14 protein-coding genes and 4 tRNA genes are annotated in these 16,059 nt (G+C 52.8%); 5 read left to right on the top strand and 13 right to left on the bottom strand.

Going from position 1 to position 16,059, the window contains the following annotated elements; all coding sequences use genetic code 11:
• Window position 1: 1 nt before the first annotated feature.
• Both KCG48_RS09560 and KCG48_RS09555 read right to left on the bottom strand, forming a co-directional pair.
• Window positions 2-790 (bottom strand): MBL fold metallo-hydrolase, encoded by a 789-nt coding sequence (locus KCG48_RS09560; protein ID WP_211801656.1) that lies wholly within the window; start codon window positions 788-790, stop codon window positions 2-4.
• An 11-nt stretch (window positions 791-801) separates the two neighbouring features.
• The gene (locus KCG48_RS09555) at window positions 802-2,061 is read right to left on the bottom strand and encodes a UDP-N-acetylglucosamine 1-carboxyvinyltransferase (RefSeq protein ID WP_211801652.1); all 1,260 of its coding nucleotides are present in this window, start codon (window positions 2,059-2,061) and stop codon (window positions 802-804) included.
• A gap of 351 nt (window positions 2,062-2,412) precedes the next feature.
• On the opposite strand from KCG48_RS09555, the gene KCG48_RS09550 reads away from it, so the two are divergent.
• From KCG48_RS09550 to KCG48_RS09540, 3 genes are all read left to right on the top strand, one after another.
• A complete protein-coding gene (locus KCG48_RS09550; RefSeq protein WP_211801651.1) occupies window positions 2,413-2,958 on the top strand; it encodes a hypothetical protein in 546 nt (181 codons plus the stop codon).
• Between the two features lie 129 nt (window positions 2,959-3,087).
• Entirely contained in the window at window positions 3,088-4,074 is a 987-nt protein-coding gene (locus tag KCG48_RS09545; protein WP_211801649.1) for a DnaD domain protein, read from the top strand.
• Complete coding sequence (locus tag KCG48_RS09540; RefSeq protein WP_211801641.1) at window positions 4,071-5,060, top strand: ATP-binding protein; 990 nt, start codon at window positions 4,071-4,073, stop codon at window positions 5,058-5,060. Before KCG48_RS09545 ends, KCG48_RS09540 begins: the two co-directional genes overlap by 4 nt.
• Window positions 5,061-5,305: 245 nt before the next feature.
• Here the strand turns inward: KCG48_RS09540 and KCG48_RS09535 are convergent.
• The 5 genes from KCG48_RS09535 to KCG48_RS09515 form a co-directional block, all read right to left on the bottom strand.
• A tRNA-Thr gene (locus tag KCG48_RS09535) sits at window positions 5,306-5,380 on the bottom strand.
• Window positions 5,381-5,385: 5 nt separating this feature from the next.
• Window positions 5,386-5,462, bottom strand: a tRNA-Asp gene (locus tag KCG48_RS09530).
• 6 nt (window positions 5,463-5,468) lie between these two features.
• Window positions 5,469-5,544: transfer RNA gene (locus tag KCG48_RS09525), tRNA-Val, on the bottom strand.
• A 15-nt stretch (window positions 5,545-5,559) separates the two neighbouring features.
• Window positions 5,560-5,634 (bottom strand) — tRNA-Glu (locus tag KCG48_RS09520).
• Between the two features lie 119 nt (window positions 5,635-5,753).
• Window positions 5,754-6,137 carry a CoA-binding protein gene (locus tag KCG48_RS09515; RefSeq protein ID WP_211801639.1) on the bottom strand — a complete coding sequence of 128 codons (384 nt, stop codon included), beginning with the start codon at window positions 6,135-6,137 and terminating at the stop codon, window positions 5,754-5,756.
• Window positions 6,138-6,322: 185 nt separating this feature from the next.
• Here KCG48_RS09515 and KCG48_RS09510 point away from each other — a divergent pair, with 185 nt between their 5' ends.
• The gene (locus KCG48_RS09510) at window positions 6,323-7,558 is read left to right on the top strand and encodes a BaiN/RdsA family NAD(P)/FAD-dependent oxidoreductase (protein ID WP_230977085.1); all 1,236 of its coding nucleotides are present in this window, start codon (window positions 6,323-6,325) and stop codon (window positions 7,556-7,558) included.
• An 80-nt stretch (window positions 7,559-7,638) separates the two neighbouring features.
• Here KCG48_RS09510 and KCG48_RS09505 read toward each other — a convergent pair whose 3' ends face one another.
• Window positions 7,639-8,925, bottom strand: coding sequence for an adenylosuccinate synthase (locus tag KCG48_RS09505; RefSeq protein ID WP_211801637.1), 1,287 nt, complete (start codon window positions 8,923-8,925; stop codon window positions 7,639-7,641).
• A 295-nt stretch (window positions 8,926-9,220) separates the two neighbouring features.
• On the opposite strand from KCG48_RS09505, the gene pgsA reads away from it, so the two are divergent.
• Entirely contained in the window at window positions 9,221-9,799 is a 579-nt protein-coding gene (gene pgsA, locus KCG48_RS09500) for a CDP-diacylglycerol--glycerol-3-phosphate 3-phosphatidyltransferase (RefSeq protein ID WP_211801635.1), read from the top strand.
• A 39-nt stretch (window positions 9,800-9,838) separates the two neighbouring features.
• Here pgsA and KCG48_RS09495 read toward each other — a convergent pair whose 3' ends face one another.
• The 5 genes from KCG48_RS09495 to KCG48_RS09475 form a co-directional block, all read right to left on the bottom strand.
• Window positions 9,839-10,288, bottom strand: coding sequence for a bis(5'-nucleosyl)-tetraphosphatase (locus tag KCG48_RS09495; RefSeq protein ID WP_211801631.1), 450 nt, complete (start codon window positions 10,286-10,288; stop codon window positions 9,839-9,841).
• Between the two features lie 110 nt (window positions 10,289-10,398).
• Complete coding sequence (locus tag KCG48_RS09490) at window positions 10,399-11,733, bottom strand: replicative DNA helicase (RefSeq protein WP_211801630.1); 1,335 nt, start codon at window positions 11,731-11,733, stop codon at window positions 10,399-10,401.
• 12 nt (window positions 11,734-11,745) lie between these two features.
• On the bottom strand, window positions 11,746-13,626 hold the full coding sequence (gene lonC, locus KCG48_RS09485; RefSeq protein WP_408004718.1) for a Lon family ATP-dependent protease: 1,881 nt from the start codon (window positions 13,624-13,626) through the stop codon (window positions 11,746-11,748).
• A gap of 12 nt (window positions 13,627-13,638) precedes the next feature.
• The gene (rplI, locus tag KCG48_RS09480) at window positions 13,639-14,082 is read right to left on the bottom strand and encodes a 50S ribosomal protein L9 (RefSeq protein WP_211801629.1); all 444 of its coding nucleotides are present in this window, start codon (window positions 14,080-14,082) and stop codon (window positions 13,639-13,641) included.
• On the bottom strand, window positions 14,079-16,046 hold the full coding sequence (locus tag KCG48_RS09475) for a DHH family phosphoesterase (RefSeq protein WP_211801621.1): 1,968 nt from the start codon (window positions 16,044-16,046) through the stop codon (window positions 14,079-14,081). The genes rplI and KCG48_RS09475 overlap by 4 nt, the downstream gene beginning before the upstream one ends.
• Window positions 16,047-16,059 lie beyond the last annotated feature (13 nt).

Here is a 16,059-nt window from a genome sequence, read left to right as displayed (position 1 = left end):
TCTATACCTCCGTATAGCTGGACGGCCGGATCCGGCTGGCCAGGGACAATTCGGCATCCATCCCTTTTCCCAGGGACAGGCCTTTCTCCACCAGGATGTTTTCCACCGTTTTATAGGCCAGTTCCGGAAGATTGTTGGTTCCGGACAAATGGCCCAGGATTATTTTCTTCTTGCCTTCCTTCAGAATCTCCAGCGCCGCCAGGCCGCAGTCCGTGTTGGACAGGTGACCGATCTCACTGAGAATCCGGCGTTTGAGTTCATAGGGATAGGGACCGAACTTCACCATTTCCACATCATGGTTGCTTTCCAGAAGGACCAGGTCACTGTCTTTGATGTTCCGACGGATCTCCTCGGTGAATACGCCGATGTCCGTGGCCACACTGACCTTTTTTCCTTCCGCCGAAATGGTGTACCCCTGGCAGGCCGCGGCATCATGGGGCACCCGGAATGCCCGGATGTCCAGGTCATCCACGGTGAACTCACTGCCCACGATGCGGATGTTTTCCGTGGCAATCTTGCCGAGGCAAGATTCCATGGCCACCCAGGTTTTCTCATTGGCGTAGATGGGAAGGCCATACTTTCGGGACAGGATTCCTGCTCCCTTGATATGGTCAATATGCTCGTGGGTGATGAGAATTCCGCTGAGCTCCCGGGGATCTTCCCCGATATTCTCCAGAGCGCTGATGATGCTTTTGCCCGTGAGGCCTGCATCCACCAGAATCTTCGTGCGGCTGGAAGCCACAAAGAGGCTGTTTCCGCTGGAGCCGCTGTAGAGTGAACAGAAAATCATGATCTCACTTCCTAATACTGCTCGATGCGGATGTCGGCACCCAGGTTCTTGAACTTGTCTTCAATATCCGGGTATCCCCGGTAAATGTGCTCAATGTCGTAGATTTCCGTCTTTCCTTCGGCAATGAGGCCGGCAATGACCATGGCCGCACCTGCCCGAAGATCCGTGGCCCGCACCGTGGCGCCGGAAAGCTTTGGCACGCCCTCAAGGATAGCCGTTCGGCCTTCCACCAGGACACTGGCCCCCATTTTCTTCAGCTCATCCATATGCTTGAATCGGGATTCCCAGATGCTCTCATTGATGATGCTTCGTCCCTTGGCGATGCTCATGAGCACGCTCATGGGCTGCTGAACATCCGTGGGGAAGCCGGGATAAGGCAGGGTCTTGATGTTCACAGCCTTCAGCTGGGAGGGTTCCGAGGTGATGATGAGACTGTCATCCAGCTCCTCCACCTGAACGCCCATTTCCTCCAGCTTGGCGGAGATGGACTCCATATGCTTGGGGATAATATTTTTGATGGTCACCCGTCCGCCGCAGGCGGCGGTGGCGATCATGTAGGTTCCTGCTTCGATCTGGTCCGGAATTACGCTGTAGTTGCAGCCGTGGAGCTCCTTGACGCCGTTGATGCGGATGACGTCGGTACCGGCGCCCTTGATGTCTGCCCCCATGGTGTTCAGGAAGTTGGCCACATCGACCACATGGGGTTCACGGGCCACGTTTTCCAGGACGGTCTGTCCCTCCGCCAGAGTGGCGGCGAGCATGACATTAATCGTGGACCCTACAGAGACCACGTCGAAGAAAATATTCGCACCGATGAGCTTGTCCGCCTTGGCGGTGATGGAGCCGTGCTCCATGGTCACTTTAGCACCCAGGGCTTCAAAGCCCTTGATATGCTGATCCATGGGACGGACGCCGATGGCGCATCCCCCGGGAAGCTCCACCTTGGCGCTCTTGTAGCGGCCCAGGAGGGCACCCACCAGATAGTAGGAGGCCCGCATCTTGCGGACGTCTTCCGTATCGGCCACCACCTTTAGCTCATCCGTGGCATCGATGGAATAGGTCGATCCGTTCTTTTCAATCTTCCCGCCGATGGACTCGATGATCCGCTCCAGACAGTGTACATCGTCGATGGCCGGGATATTTTCAATGACTGACTTTCCTTTGGACACCATCAGGGCTGCCGGCAGGATTGCCACTGCGGCATTCTTTGCTCCGCTGATTTCCACCTCTCCGTAAAGTTTTGCTCCTCCATGTATAACAAGCTTTTCCATCTATATCCACCTTTTAATTCATTCTCATTCATTTTTTTCAGCTTTTTTCAAGGCATGGGCACCTTTCTTTTGTGCTGTCCATAATCCATGGACTTCAAGCCAAATCTACAATAATCCCATGATAAAATAATACAATACATTATAACATAAAACCCCTGGAGTTAAAGCTACATTTTATGAACATTGACAAGGGTCCTGGAAAGGGAATCCCCTAGCGGGCTAACCCCGGCCTTTCCCCGAAAAATCCCGCGCAATTTAGCCCCAGCTCCTGCCCTTTCCCCTGGGGACAAAACCCTCTTCTCTTTCGGTTAATGTGGTATAATGAAAAAAAACATGCACGGAGGCTCGTTGATGAAATACTATCTAGTGGCCCTTCTGGACAAGGATTCCGGCAAAGCCATCGAGAATTCCACCAGAAACCTGATCAAGAAAATCAAACCCAAGAAAAAGACTTCCTTCTTTGGCGTGGTTCTGGAGGTTATTGAAGATCCCGACATGACAAAGCTGGAGACCCTCATCAAAGACATCTCCAAGCCCGTGAGACGCTTCAAAATCGATGTGGAGGGAACCTTGTCCTACGATGAGGAGTTCAAGACCATCGGACTGGATGTGGTGAACTTCGGGTACATCAAGCGTCTTTCCCGGAACTTCAACTCCCTGCTCACCCTCCATGGCTTTAAAGTACGGGAGGAGTCCGTGGTGGAAAACCAGGAAAAGGTGCAGCTGATCCTCTTCAACGGCGGGGTCACCAAGGATCTGGAGACCTACCCCAATGTCCTGCGAAACAAGGACACCATCTTCCGCATCGACCGGTTCCAGCTGTGGAAAAACTTCAACTTCAAAAAGGATTCCGTGGTGGTGAACTTCCCCCTGGTGGATCCCAATATCATATCCTAAGGCGCAAATTGCAAAGGACCGGAAAGGTCCTTTGTTTTTCGCTGAAAATCAGGGGATTTCCAGGCCATCGAAGAAATCCCCCAGGATTTTTGCTATAATCTTCTTAATGAGAATCGGGGGAAAACATCCATGAGCACAATAATGCTGCGTCCTTACAAATCCAATATCGTCACCTTGTCCTCCCACTTTGTGGATTACTTCATGCCGAAAGCCCGGGGAGAGTACGTCAAGGTCTATATCATGCTCCTCCGGTATACCCAAATGGGCGAGGATGGCGTCACCACGGCATTTCTTGCGGATATCCTGGGTCTGTTGGAGACGGATGTCCTCAAAGCTCTAGACTACTGGCATGAAGTGGGCCTTCTTTCCGTGTCCACCCTGGACACCTATGGCAATCTGTCCCTGGAAATCCGAGAGAGCCAGGTGATTCAGAATCCCCGGATGGATCCGGCGAAAATCCTGGCGGAGAAAAAAGCGGAGCCGGAGATGGGAAAAAGTCCCGCAGCCACACCGGAAGATCCCATGCTGAAGGAAATTTCGCTTCTTATGGGCCGGCCCTTAAGCTCCTCTGATGCGGAAAAGTTCCTCTATTTTAAGGAAAAATACCGCTTCCCGGAGGAAGTGATCATCCTTCTGGTTCAGCACTGCGTTTCCAAGGGGAAAACCAGCATGCGCTATATCGAGACGGTGGCCATCAGCTGGGACAGCCAGGGCATCAAGACCGCAGAACTCGCCCAGCAGAATATCCGCCGGCACGAGGACAAATGGACCAACTACCGCAAGGTCCTCAGCTACTTGGGCATCAACGACAAGGATGTGCCCAAGCCCCAGGAGGATCTCCTGGAGAAGTGGTTCTACACCTTTGAGTTCACCACGGAAATGATTCTCAAGGCCTGCGATATCAGCTTCAGCACCCTGGGAAAAGTGGAGCTGGGCTATATCAACGGAATTTTGCGCAGCTGGCATAAAGACGGCATCAAAACTCCCCAGGACATCGAGAATCAGGAAAAGAAGCCCCGGAAGGGCAAAAGCCGCAAGGCTCCCGAGAAGGACTTCACCGAGCGGGAATACGACTACGACGATCTGGAACGAAAACTATTGGGGTGGGATAAATGATCAAAGGATATCACGGCATGGTCATGCAGCGTTATGAGGACCTTCGAAACAAAGAGCAGCAGGCTCTGGCCCAGCGAAAATCCGCTTTGGAAGCCAAGGCTCCGGAACTGAGCTCCATTGAGACCAAGGTCGCCAAGCTCAGTATGGAGCTAGCCATGCTGAATTTTCGGCGGGCTAAAAATCACGATGAAGAGTTTCAGCGCCTGAAGGGGGAAATCACCGATCTTCGGGGAAGACGGCTGGAGATCCTCACCACCTTGGGGTATCCCCTGGATTACCTGGACCACCACTATGCCTGCGCCAAATGCCAGGACACCGGCTACATCCGGCAGGAAAAATGCGTCTGCTACAAGCAGCGGCTCATCGAAGTTTACCATGAGACATCGGACTTCAATGACCTGGCCCGGGAATGCCGATTCAAAAACTTCAAGCTGGACCTTTTTGACCGGGAGTCGGCGGAGTATCCCCTCTCTCCCCGGGAAAACATGGCCAATATTTTGGAATCAACCTTGAGCTATATCGCAAACTTTGACCGGGAGACCCGGAATCTTCTCTTCTTCGGCAGCCCCGGCACGGGCAAGACTTTCCTCTCCGGATGCATTGCCCGGGAACTTCTGGATAAGGGGGTCCTGGTGGTCTACCGCACCGCCGATGCCCTCATCCAAAATCTCAAGGATGTGAAGTTCAACGACAATACGGAGCTCCTGGAACTCCTCACCCAGTGCGATCTTCTCATCATCGATGATCTGGGGACGGAACTGACCACGGAGTTTTCCAAGGTGGAGCTCTTCAATTTCCTCAACATGAAGCTCCTCAAGAAGAAGAAAATGCTCATCAGCACCAATCTCACCATCGAAAACCTGAAAAACAAATACGACGAACGCATCTATTCCCGGCTTGTGGGGGATTTCGCCCTCTTCAAGTTCCTGGGCGAAGATCTGCGGATCAAGAAAAACCATGAACGGACAAAAAAGGCTTTGGGATAACCCAAAGCCTTTTTTTGATCCTGGAAGACCCGGAGAATCCTTTTCCGTGGTCTATTTTTCTGAGCTGAAATTTGAAAGTTATCCACAATCCCTTGGAGAAATCCCCGATTATTTCCCCAGTTTTGTGGATAACCCTGTTCATTACCCCCAAGTTATCCCCATTCTGGTCACATGGACCCGGGATAATTTAGCCCCGGGGGAATTTTGGGCAATAAAAAAACTCACTTCAAAAAGTGAGTTGACACTGGAGCTGGTGAACGGAATCGAACCATCAACCTGCTGATTACAAATCAGCTGCTCTACCATTGAGCCACACCAGCAAAAGTGGCGACCCAGAAGGGACTCGAACCCTCGACCTCCGCCGTGACAGGGCGGCACTCTAACCAACTGAGCCACTGGGCCATGTAATGGTGGGAACAACAGGGATCGAACCTGTGACCCTCTGCTTGTAAGGCAGATGCTCTCCCAGCTGAGCTATGCTCCCATACTGGTGGAATAATGGTGACCCCTAGGGGAATCGAACCCCTGTTACCACCGTGAAAGGGTGGTGTCTTAACCGCTTGACCAAGGGGCCATATCGCCATTAACATCCTATTCAACTGCCTAAAATCAACGTACCCGTTAACCTGACAAAGACTATAATACCGAAGAATGAACAAGCTGTCAACAATTTTTTGTAAAAACTTTAACCGGCTAGAGCAGGCTGAGCTCCACCAGCGTACAACCTTCCACATACTCCATGCCCTGATTTTTGCAGTACTCGCGGATGGCTTCGCTCCGTGCACCGGGTTGTGCCAGGACCATGCGGATCCCATAGTCATGGGCTTCCTTCACGATCTGCAGGCCGCGTTCGGGATTCACGACGAGATTCAGCACCTCAAACTTGGTCTCTCCGTTGGTGACCTCCGCAAAAGTGTTCAGGACTTCCTCATTCTCGTCCAGGGGATGAAAGCCCACGACGTTGTAGTCTCTTCGTTTCAGCTTTTTATAGATCCGGCCGGCATATTTCATCTCATTGGTGACATCCCCAGCCACTACCCAGTTTTTGAAGTTCATCATTTCGCTGGCATCCATCATGTGTGATCCCCCCTGCTTTCGATAGTTTCATTATAATATACCCATCTCCCGAATTCCATCACTCTTTGCACTTAGCCCAGAAGGGGATCCGGGGTAGCCCTCAGTTTTTTGTCCTTGCCTCCCCTGTCAGGGGATTTCTATATTATAATAGGAAGAACAAGAATCCTCGTAAAGGAAGGTTATCCATGATCAAGCATGATATTCTCATTCTGGGGGGCGGCGCATCAGGCGTCTTCCTGGCCCTCCTTCTGGCCGACTGCGGGAAAGACGTGGCCATCCTGGAAGGCAAGGACCGAATCCTGAAAAAGCTCCTGACCACGGGCAACGGCCGGTGTAATATCACCAATGCCCAGGTCATGGAAAACATTCCGGACCGCTACACCTCGGCCAATAAAGACTACCGTTTTTCTCCCCTGGAGATTTTCCCCCTGGAGGATACCCTGGGCTATTTTCAAAGCCTGGGGCTAAGCTTCACCACCCTGGAGGAAGGAAAGATGTATCCTCTATCCCTCCAATCCTCTTCTGTGGTTGACCTTCTTCGCCTTGCCCTGGAAGAGCGGCAGGTTCCGGTTTACCTCCAGGAGAAGGTCCAAAGCATCGTTAAAAAAGACCAGTTCCTGGTCACCACGTCCACCGAGCGCTACAGCGCAAACACGGTGGTGGTGGCCACGGGCGGGATGGCCGCCCCGGGCACCGGTTCCGACGGTTCCATGCTAAAGCTCCTAAAAGGCCTTGGGCACCGGATTATCAAGCCCGAGCCTGCGCTGGTGCAGCTGAAGCTGGAAAGTCCGCTGCTTCGGGGACTCAGCGGGGTGAAAATCCAGGGAGAAGCGACCCTTTCCTTGGAAGGACAGCCCCTGCGCAAGGAAGCCGGAGAGCTTCTCTTTACCGACTACGGCATCTCCGGTCCTCCAATCCTGCAACTCTCCCGATTCCTCCATCCCCATCTGGAGGAACACAAAAAACTGACGGTGACACTGGATCTCTTCCCGGACTTCTCTGCGGAGGAAATGAAGGCCATGGTGCTGGACCAGGTGGCCACCTTCAGTTACCGCACCGCCATGGATACCTTCCGAAGCATCCTTCCGAACAAACTGATCCCCCTGATTCTAAAAGAAGCGGGTATCGAGCGCCCCTCCACCGTGACGGGCGAAGTGCCTCCCGCCCGATTCCTGGCCCTGGCCTCCCTGCTGAAAGCCTGGACATTCCCCGTGACCGGAACCCAGGGCTTCAACATGGCCCAGGGAACCTACGGCGGCGTGGATACCCTGGACGTCAAAGAGACCCTGGAATCCCGAAAAATCCCCGGGCTCTACTTCACCGGCGAAGTGCTGGATGTACTGGGCGCCTGCGGCGGCTTCAACCTCCAGTGGGCCTGGTCCACCGCCGGAACGGTGATGAAAGCCCTCACCCGCAGCTGAACCTCCCCTCCATGAACGTAAAAATCTCCCCGAAAATCCGCTGATGCAGAATTTTCGGGGAGATTTCCTTATTTCAACGATTATAGGCTGTCTTTCTTAAAGGTCTGGCTGCGCTTGGGTCCCACCGAGATGATGGATACCTTGATGCCCACCAGCTCCTCGATCCGCTCGATGTAGGTCCGGGCATTGGGGTGCATCTCCTCATAGGAGGTGGCTTCCTGCACGCTGTCATCCCATCCGTCGAACTCCTCATAGAGGGGTTCGCACAGGGCAAGATCTTCCAGACTTGCCGGCACATAGTCGATGACTTCTCCGTTCAGCTTGTAGCCCACACAGACCTTGATCTTCTCCAAGCCTGCCAAGGTATCGATCTTGGTCAGAACCAGGGAGGTCAGTCCGGAAACCCGCATGGCGGTTTTCACAATGACCAGATCCAGCCAGCCGCAGCGACGGCTTCTTCCGGTGGTCGTGCCGTACTCAAAGCCCTTTTCCCGGATCCAGTCGCCCACTTCATTCTCCAGTTCCGTGGGGAAGGGTCCCTTGCCCACACGGGTGGTGTAGGCCTTGGTGACGCCAATGGCTTTCTCAATCATATTCGGGCCGATGCCTGAGCCGGAGGCTACGCCGCCAGCGGTGGTGTTGGAGGACGTCACGAAGGGATAGGTCCCGTAGTCGATGTCCAGAAGCATGCCCTGAGCCCCTTCAAACAGCACTTTCTTCTTGTTTTTGATCTGCTCGTAGATGACGACGGAAGTATCCTTCACATAGGGTCTCAGCCGTTCACCGTAGGCCAGATACTCCGCGTAGATGGCTTCCCCATCCAGCGGTTCTCCGCCAAGTACCTGGACGATGTATCGGTTCTTCTCTTCCATGTTCTGCATGAGCTTTGCCCGGAAGGATTCCGGATGCAGAAGGTCGCAGACACGGATGCCGCAGCGCTCCACCTTGTCGGTGTATGCGGGCCCGATGCCTTTTCCCGTGGTGCCGATGTCATTCTTGCCCCGGGCTTTTTCCTTCAGAAGATCCAGTGTTTTATGGTACGGCATGATCACATTGGCCCGGTCGCTGACCAACAGATTCTTTTCATTCACATCCAGTCCGAAGTTGCGAAGATATTCCACCTCGTCGAAGAATGCCTTCGGATCCAGGACCACGCCATTGCCGATAATGTTTAGTTTATTGCTGTTGATGACTCCGGATGGAATCAGATGAAGCTTGTACTGCTTGTCTCCGACTTCAACGGTATGGCCGGCATTGTTTCCACCCTGGAAACGGACAACCACTTCCGCGGTTTCTGCCAGATAATCGGTGATCTTGCCCTTGCCTTCGTCGCCCCATTGCGCCCCTAAAATGACTAATGTTGACATTTAAAATACCTCCCAATCGAATTGACACACCTATAATATCAGAAACGGACAATTACTTCAAATAATAAATGATCGTCAGGACATAGGTGAATGCTTCTCTAGACCCGAACAATATCATCTGTATTTCTTCGCAACGTCCACTTTTCTCCCCAAGGCTCTGCCCACGCCCTTCCTGGGAGGCTCCAAGGCTTGAAATTCCAATGACAAGACCCCTTCCATGGGGTATAATGGAAGTAACAGAATAGTAAGTCATTTCTTCCCTCTCAGGAAATGGCAATCTTTTCACAAAGGAGGGATGAAGCGCCTCCGGGCGGCTTCGCGCAATATGAATCTCCCCAATATGATCACACTGTTTCGCCTGGTGCTGATCCCGGTTTTTCTCTTCGTTTACTTTAAGAATCCGGAGCAGAATTTAATCCCTTCGGTGCTGATTTTCTTTGTGGCCGGTTTTTCAGACTTTCTGGACGGCTACCTGGCCCGAAAAAAGAATTTGGTCACCGTTTTTGGTACGGTGATGGACCCTTTAGCCGATAAGCTCATGCTGCTCACCGTTATCATCTCCTATGCCATCACCGGAGTTATCCCCTACTCGATTCTCATTCTGGTGGCGGTGAAGGAAATTCTGATGATCATCGGCGGTGTGGTGGTCTATAAAATGGGCATCATCAATCCGGCGAACAAACTGGGCAAGTTTGTCACCTTCTCTTTCTATTTCGGGATCCTGATTCTTCTTTTCAGCCACACCTGGGGTGTCTACTTTCTCTTTATCTCCGCCCTCCTGGGCTTCGTGGCCGGTTCCACCTATGTGCGCACCACCTGGAAAAAGCATCAGGAGCAGAAACAGGAACCTGGTCCTTCGTCAGAAAAGCAGTGAATCCACAATCCGGTGGACATCACTGCTTTTTTATGGCGTTTAATCGTCATTGGCCTGGAGGTAGGTCTCGATGAATCCCTGGGCTTCCTTCAAGATCTCCCGGCTTTCAGAAAAGGTGATTCGCTCCAACGCCCTCTCGTAGGGCAGGTAAGCATATTCCAAGATTTCCTCCGGCTGAATCCTCACCTCTCCCGTGGAAAACCCCAGATAATAGGTCACGGTTTTTTCCACTCCAGGTTGGGGGCTATACCGGGATTTTTCTCGGAATCCCTCAATGAGGCGAACTTCCAGTCCCGTCTCCTCATAGACCTCCCGCAATGCCGCCTCCCGGTCGTTCTCCCCGTTTTCCTTATGTCCCTTGGGGAAATCCCAGTGATCCCCGTAACGGTGCCGTATGAGGAGAAAATCCCGGTTCTCGTTGATGATCACCGCGCCATAGGATTTCTCCCGGGCTCCTTTGTGGCGGGGGTGGTGTTTTCTCTCCGACATGGCCTCAGCTCCTCGTTGCCGTATTCTAAGGGATGGTTCTCTCTTCATTATACCGTGTTTCGGAAAAAGAACAAAAGGGCTCTGACGCGTCAGAGCCCTTTTCCATTGTCTTAGTAACCCTGATGAACCATGTCCAGCCGGGCAAACTTGGAGTATTGTCCCAGCCAGGCCATTTTCACGGTTCCCACTGGGCCGTTTCGCTGTTTGGCGATGATGCATTCGGCGATGTTCTTGTCTTCCGTATCCTGATTGTAGTACTCGTCACGGTAGAGGAACATAACTAGGTCCGCATCCTGCTCAATGGAACCGGATTCTCGGAGGTCGGACAGCATGGGGCGGTGATCCGCACGCTGTTCCGGGGCTCGGGAGAGCTGGGACAGGGCGATGACCGGACACTGCATTTCCTTGGCCAGCGCTTTGATGCTTCGGCTGATCTCGGAAACTTCCTGCTGACGGTTTTCCCCTTTTCCGCTCATGAGCTGCAGGTAGTCGATCATGATCATGTCGATGCCATGCTCCAGTTTGAGCCTTCGGCATTTGGACCGCATTTCCGTCACGGAGATGCCGGCGGTGTCATCGATGAAGATCTTCGCCTGGGATAAAGGTCCCGAAGCTCGGGCGATGTTTTCCCAATCCTTGTCATCCAAATCACCGTTTCGCAGCTTGGTCAGTTCCACATTAGCTTCGGAGCAGAGGAGCTTGTACGCCAGCTGATCCATGGACATTTCCAGGGAGAAGATGGCCACGGATTTTCCCTCCCGCAGGGCGGCGTGTTCCGCCAGATTCAGGGCGAAGGTCGTTTTTCCCATGGAGGGACGGGCCGCGATGAGGATCATATCCCCCTTCTGGAAGCCGGAAGTTTTTCCGTCCAGCTCCGGGAATGGGGTGGCAATACCCGTGGTGGTTCCTTTATTGTTGAAAATCCGTTCGATTTCCACAAAGCCCCGTTCCAGAATCAGGCTAATGGGTTCAAAGCCTCCGGAATTTCGCTTTTCTGCAATGTTGAAGATTCGCTTCTCCGCATCTTCCACCACCGCATCCACTTCATCCTGTTTGGAGTAGCTGTCATCCATAATTTCCGTGGATGCCCGGATGAGCCTTCGCAGCATGGCTTTATCGGAAACGATCTTGATGTAGGAGAGAAGGTTCAGGGTGGTGGGCACGGAGGATGCCAGTTCCGTAAGATAGGAGATCCCGCCCACGTTATCCAGCTTATCGATGGATTTCAGGTGGTCTGCCAAGGTCACCAGGTCAATGGGCACATCTCGGGTAAAAAGGTCCAGGATCGCCTGGAAAATGGCCCTGTGGCCATCTCGATAGAAGTCATCCGCCTGGAGCTTTTCCAGAACGGTGGCAATGGCATTCTTGTCCAGAATCATGGAGCCCAGAACCGACTGTTCAGCTTCCTGATTGTTGGGCATGATTCGTAGTGGTCTATTCTCCATGAAATTCTCTCCTTATCCTAAAATAATGTCCAGCAGCTCGTCGATGGTCTTCACCGAGCGGACTTTGATATCCGTGAGTCCTGAAGGAATATCATGCCGGTTGTCCTCCGGAACGATGACATTCTTCATGCCTTTTCGACGGGCGCCGTAGATTTTCTCGAAAATACCGCCCACAGGCTTGATCTTGCCCCGCAGGGAAATTTCGCCCGTCACCGCCATATCCTGACGGATGGGCTTGTTGAGAAGTGCCGAGATGATGCACACCGTGATGGCCGCTCCGGCTGAAGGACCATCGATCTTCCCTCCGCCGATGACATTGACATGGATGTCGTAGTCCCCCATGTCAAGACCGGTGATCCTGCGGATCACAGAGGCGGCATTGAACACCGAATCCTTGGCCATGCTACCGGCGGTATCATTGAACCGGACGATGCCCTTGCCCTTTTCATGGGCTTCGAACACCGTGGTCTCGATTTCCAGTGTGGAACCCATAAAGCCGGAAACCGCCAGGCCATAAATATGGCCGACTTCCATTTCATGGTCATGGGTCGTGATTTCATAGGGGGAAATTCGGGCAATCTTGATGACTTCATTGATGTCCGCTTTTTTGATCAGCACCCGTTCTTCCGGATGGCCCTTCTGGCGGTAAAGGATAGCGCCGTAGGCGTCTGCCAGGAGGTTAATGGCGCGTCTTCCCTCTATGGTGTAGTGGGAGATGATTTCCGCCACGCCGTCCTCCAGGTCCACCTGGAGCTTTTCTGCGGCATTCTGCACAATCCTGGCAATGTCTGCCGAGGACAGGGGATTAAAGAACACCTCGGTGCAGCGGGAACGCAGCGCCGGACTGATCTCCTGGGGCTCCCGGGTGGTGGCGCCAATGAGAACGAAGTCCGCCGGAGCACCGTGATCAAAGAGGTACTTCACATACTGGGGAGTGTTCTCGTCATCGGGATCATAATAGGCGGAAGAGAATTCCACCCGCTTGTCCTCTAGAACCTTGAGGAGCTTGTTCTGCAGGATCTCATCCAGCTCCCCGATTTCATCAATGAAGAGAACTCCGCCATGGGCTTCGGTGACGAGGCCCAGCTTGGGTTCCGGAATTCCGCCGTCGGCCAAATCCCGTTTGCTTCCCTGGTAGATGGGATCATGGACGGAACCCAGTAGGGGGTTCGTAATCTCCCGGGGATCCCAGCGAAGGGTCGTTCCATCCACTTCCACAAACTTGGCATTCTCATCATAGGGCGTCATGCTGAGCTTCTTGGCTTCATCCAGGGCAATGCGCGCCGCGGTGGTTTTGCCTACCCCTGGCGGACCATAGAGGATGATGTGCTGGGGATAGGGCGAAGAGATTTTGGAGAGAAGCGACTTGATGGCACTCTCCTGCCCAATGATCTCCTCAAAGGATTCCGGTCGAAGAAGACTCTGAAGATTCTTGGACAGGTGCTTCATGTCGAGCTGCTGCAGCTCCTCGTACTTCTTCTTGGTCTTGGCATTTTCGGGTCCCCGTTTTTTTCGGAGAACGGAAAGGCGGACTTCGTCGATGTACTTATCCTGCTTGTCCATGAGCTCTTTTTCAACTTCTTCTTCCACCTTGCGCTGGATATAGTTCCGGGCAATGTTTTCCGAGATCCATCGGTTGGTGTCTTCCACCATCTCCGTCAGGGACTCCTCATCCGGAAGAGTTCCGGTGCTGAGCCCGTCGGAGGCGATCATGTTCACCGCATAGGCTTTCTCATAGAGATTGCCTTCTAAATATTTGGCCAGCTTAAACTTGGAAGTCCGCGCTTCCACGGCTCCCTTGTCCAGGATATTTTCCAAGATATCCAGCTGCACATTGACTTCAGCCAGGATATCGCTGTCTTCGTAAATGGGTCTTTTTTCTGATTTCTTCAAGTCAATGCTCCTTTAGTCTTCCTGTACGGTGACCTTAAGCTTCGCGCTGATTTCCGGATAGATTTTGACTTCCACGTCATAGCTTCCCACCAGCTTAATGGTGGAGACCAAAACCTTCTTCTTGTCGATGTTCGTCCCGAAGGTGCGGTTGATGAGATCCGCCACATCCTTGTTGGTGACGGCGCCGAACAGTCTTCCGCCTTCTCCGGCCTTGGTTTTAATGATGACTTCCTGATTTCGCATTTTATCGGCGATCTTCTGTGCGGCTTCCGTTTCTTCCAGTTTCTGCCGACGCTCATTTTCCTTCTTCAGGTTGATGATGTGGAGATTCTCAGAAGTCGCTTCCTGAGCCAATTTGCGGGGAAATAGGAAGTTTCGGGCATATCCGTCGGAAGCTTCCAGAATGTCTCCGGTTTTTCCCAGGTTCTTGACGTCTTTCAGTAAGATAATCTTCATAATGTATTCTCCTCTTTTCGATGTTTTTGCATGGCCGTCATGAGTTTTTCATAAGCTTCGTCCATGGTGGTGTCATTGAGTCGGGCCCCCGCCATGGTCATGTGACCGCCGCCGCCCAGTTCTTCCAGAATCAGCTGAACATTCAGCTCTTTCAGGGAACGTCCGTTGATGATGATGTCCTCGTCAACGGCTGTCAGCACAAAGGCGGCCGTGACGTCTTTGAAGTTGGCCAGGTCATCGGCGGCCTGGGCGGAAAGAAGGGGATCGTCCAGGTGATCCACCCGGGCTATGGCAATCTTGTCGATGATTTGCGCGCTACGGATGATTTCAGCTTTCTTGTTGAAGCTCTCGATATCCGTGGCGAACATCTCCCGAACTTCCACCGTTCGGGACCCCTGCCGTTTCAGGAAGGATGCCGCTTCAAAGGTTCGGACACCGGTTTTGAAGTTGAAGCTCTTGGTATCCACCCGGATACCGGCAAACAGGGCCTCGGCCTCGAGGATGCTGAGCTGGGGCTTTTCAAAGATGTATTGGATGAGCTCCGTCACCAGCTCCGAGGTGGAGGAGGCGTAGGTCTCAATGTAGGATAAGGTCGTTCCCGTGATCTGATCCGGCGTTCGCCGGTGATGGTCAATGACGACGATCTTCTTGAACCGGGAAAGGAACTGCTCATCCAGCACGTAGTTCCGGGCATGGACGTCCACGATGATCAGGGTATCGTCGGGTTTGACCTTGCCTGATGCTTTTTGCAGGCTGAGGATGTCCGAGCGGTATTCATCCACTTCCATAAATTTACTGTAAATCGGCAGGATGTTCAAGTAGGGTTCCTCGTTGAGAATGAAGGCTTTCTTCCCCAATCCCCGGGCAATGACCTTGATGCCCACCGCAGCGCCAAAGCAGTCCATATCGGGATTGAGATGTCCCATGATGAAGATATGATTGCTTTCCAGAATAAGATCCTTCAGGGCATGGGCGATGACACGGGAGCGAACCCGGGACTTCTTCTCGATTTCCTTGGAGGTTCCGCCGAAGAACTCCAGATTCTTGGGGGTCTTGATGACCACCTGGTCTCCACCGCGGCCCAGGGCCAGCTCTTTGGCGGCCTTGGCCAGGGCCTGGTTTTCCTCGGGCGTGGCGCCTTGGCTGCCGATGCCGATGCTTAAGGTGGGCTCCAGGGTATTGCCCTGGTCAATGTTCTTAATGTTGTCCACCACGGGGAATTTCTTGCGTTTCTCGTCATTGATGTAGGAATCGGAGACCACAAGAAGGAACTTGCTCGTTTCGTAGCGGCGAACCATGGCTTTGATCTCATGGGCGTAGGCATAGATAAAGTTCTCAATTTCGGCCAGCAGGAAGGGCTTTCGCTCATTATCCACACTGGCGATGAGATCACTGTAATTGTCAATTTCAATGGCCATGACGGAGGTCATGCGGGATTCCGATTCCTTAATGAGGGAAACGTCGCTGAAGATGAGGACCTTCAGATTCTCCGCAAACTCCCCTTCCGCATGATCCACGGGGATCACTGTCACATGGTAGTGGTGCTTGTTGATTTTCGCTTCCAGGAATGCCGTGCTGTCTTGCTTTAAAAATGAAGGCTTCCCTTCCGTGAAAATATCCTCTACGCGAAAATGATGCTCTTTCTCGGAAAAGAGCTCCAGGGCTTTCTTGTTGTACCAAATGATCTCCCCGGAGTCCCGAAGAAGCACCACGGGAATATCGCCGTCTTCCAGCGCCTTCACCACGGACTTGGTCATCTTCCCCAGAAGATTCTGGATGAATTTTTCCCATTTCTTCTTTTTATAAGTATAGAGGGAATTCAGATAGATGATGATGCCGAGGAAGGCCACCAGAAGGATCCCCGCGGCCACCCATTCCCCTTGAACAAAGAGAACGGCAATGGCGAGGGCAACCAAGAGGCTATACAGGGTATCACTTTTCCTGAACTCGTAATATTTTTCCATTCTTGCCCCTCTT

Source organism: Proteiniclasticum sediminis (genome assembly GCF_018128025.1).
Classification (GTDB): domain Bacteria; phylum Bacillota; class Clostridia; order Clostridiales; family Clostridiaceae; genus Proteiniclasticum; species Proteiniclasticum sediminis.
Note: the sequence above shows the minus strand (reverse complement) of the source record. Positions and strands in the feature narration are given on the sequence as shown.

What these genes read in the sequence shown, in the direction of transcription:
- KCG48_RS09545 (WP_211801649.1), top strand. Translation starts at nt 3,088, where the DNA reads ATGAGCACAATAATGCTGCGTCCTTACAAATCCAATATCGTCACCTTG.
- KCG48_RS09505 (WP_211801637.1), bottom strand. Translation starts at nt 8,925, where the DNA reads ATGTCAACATTAGTCATTTTAGGGGCGCAATGGGGCGACGAAGGCAAG.
- KCG48_RS09495 (WP_211801631.1), bottom strand. Translation starts at nt 10,288, where the DNA reads ATGTCGGAGAGAAAACACCACCCCCGCCACAAAGGAGCCCGGGAGAAA.
- KCG48_RS09490 (WP_211801630.1), bottom strand. Translation starts at nt 11,733, where the DNA reads ATGGAGAATAGACCACTACGAATCATGCCCAACAATCAGGAAGCTGAA.
- KCG48_RS09510 (WP_230977085.1), top strand. Translation starts at nt 6,323, where the DNA reads ATGATCAAGCATGATATTCTCATTCTGGGGGGCGGCGCATCAGGCGTC.
- KCG48_RS09540 (WP_211801641.1), top strand. Translation starts at nt 4,071, where the DNA reads ATGATCAAAGGATATCACGGCATGGTCATGCAGCGTTATGAGGACCTT.
- KCG48_RS09550 (WP_211801651.1), top strand. Translation starts at nt 2,413, where the DNA reads ATGAAATACTATCTAGTGGCCCTTCTGGACAAGGATTCCGGCAAAGCC.
- rplI (WP_211801629.1), bottom strand. Translation starts at nt 14,082, where the DNA reads ATGAAGATTATCTTACTGAAAGACGTCAAGAACCTGGGAAAAACCGGA.
- KCG48_RS09555 (WP_211801652.1), bottom strand. Translation starts at nt 2,061, where the DNA reads ATGGAAAAGCTTGTTATACATGGAGGAGCAAAACTTTACGGAGAGGTG.
- KCG48_RS09515 (WP_211801639.1), bottom strand. Translation starts at nt 6,137, where the DNA reads ATGATGGATGCCAGCGAAATGATGAACTTCAAAAACTGGGTAGTGGCT.
- KCG48_RS09560 (WP_211801656.1), bottom strand. Translation starts at nt 790, where the DNA reads ATGATTTTCTGTTCACTCTACAGCGGCTCCAGCGGAAACAGCCTCTTT.
- KCG48_RS09475 (WP_211801621.1), bottom strand. Translation starts at nt 16,046, where the DNA reads ATGGAAAAATATTACGAGTTCAGGAAAAGTGATACCCTGTATAGCCTC.
- pgsA (WP_211801635.1), top strand. Translation starts at nt 9,221, where the DNA reads ATGAAGCGCCTCCGGGCGGCTTCGCGCAATATGAATCTCCCCAATATG.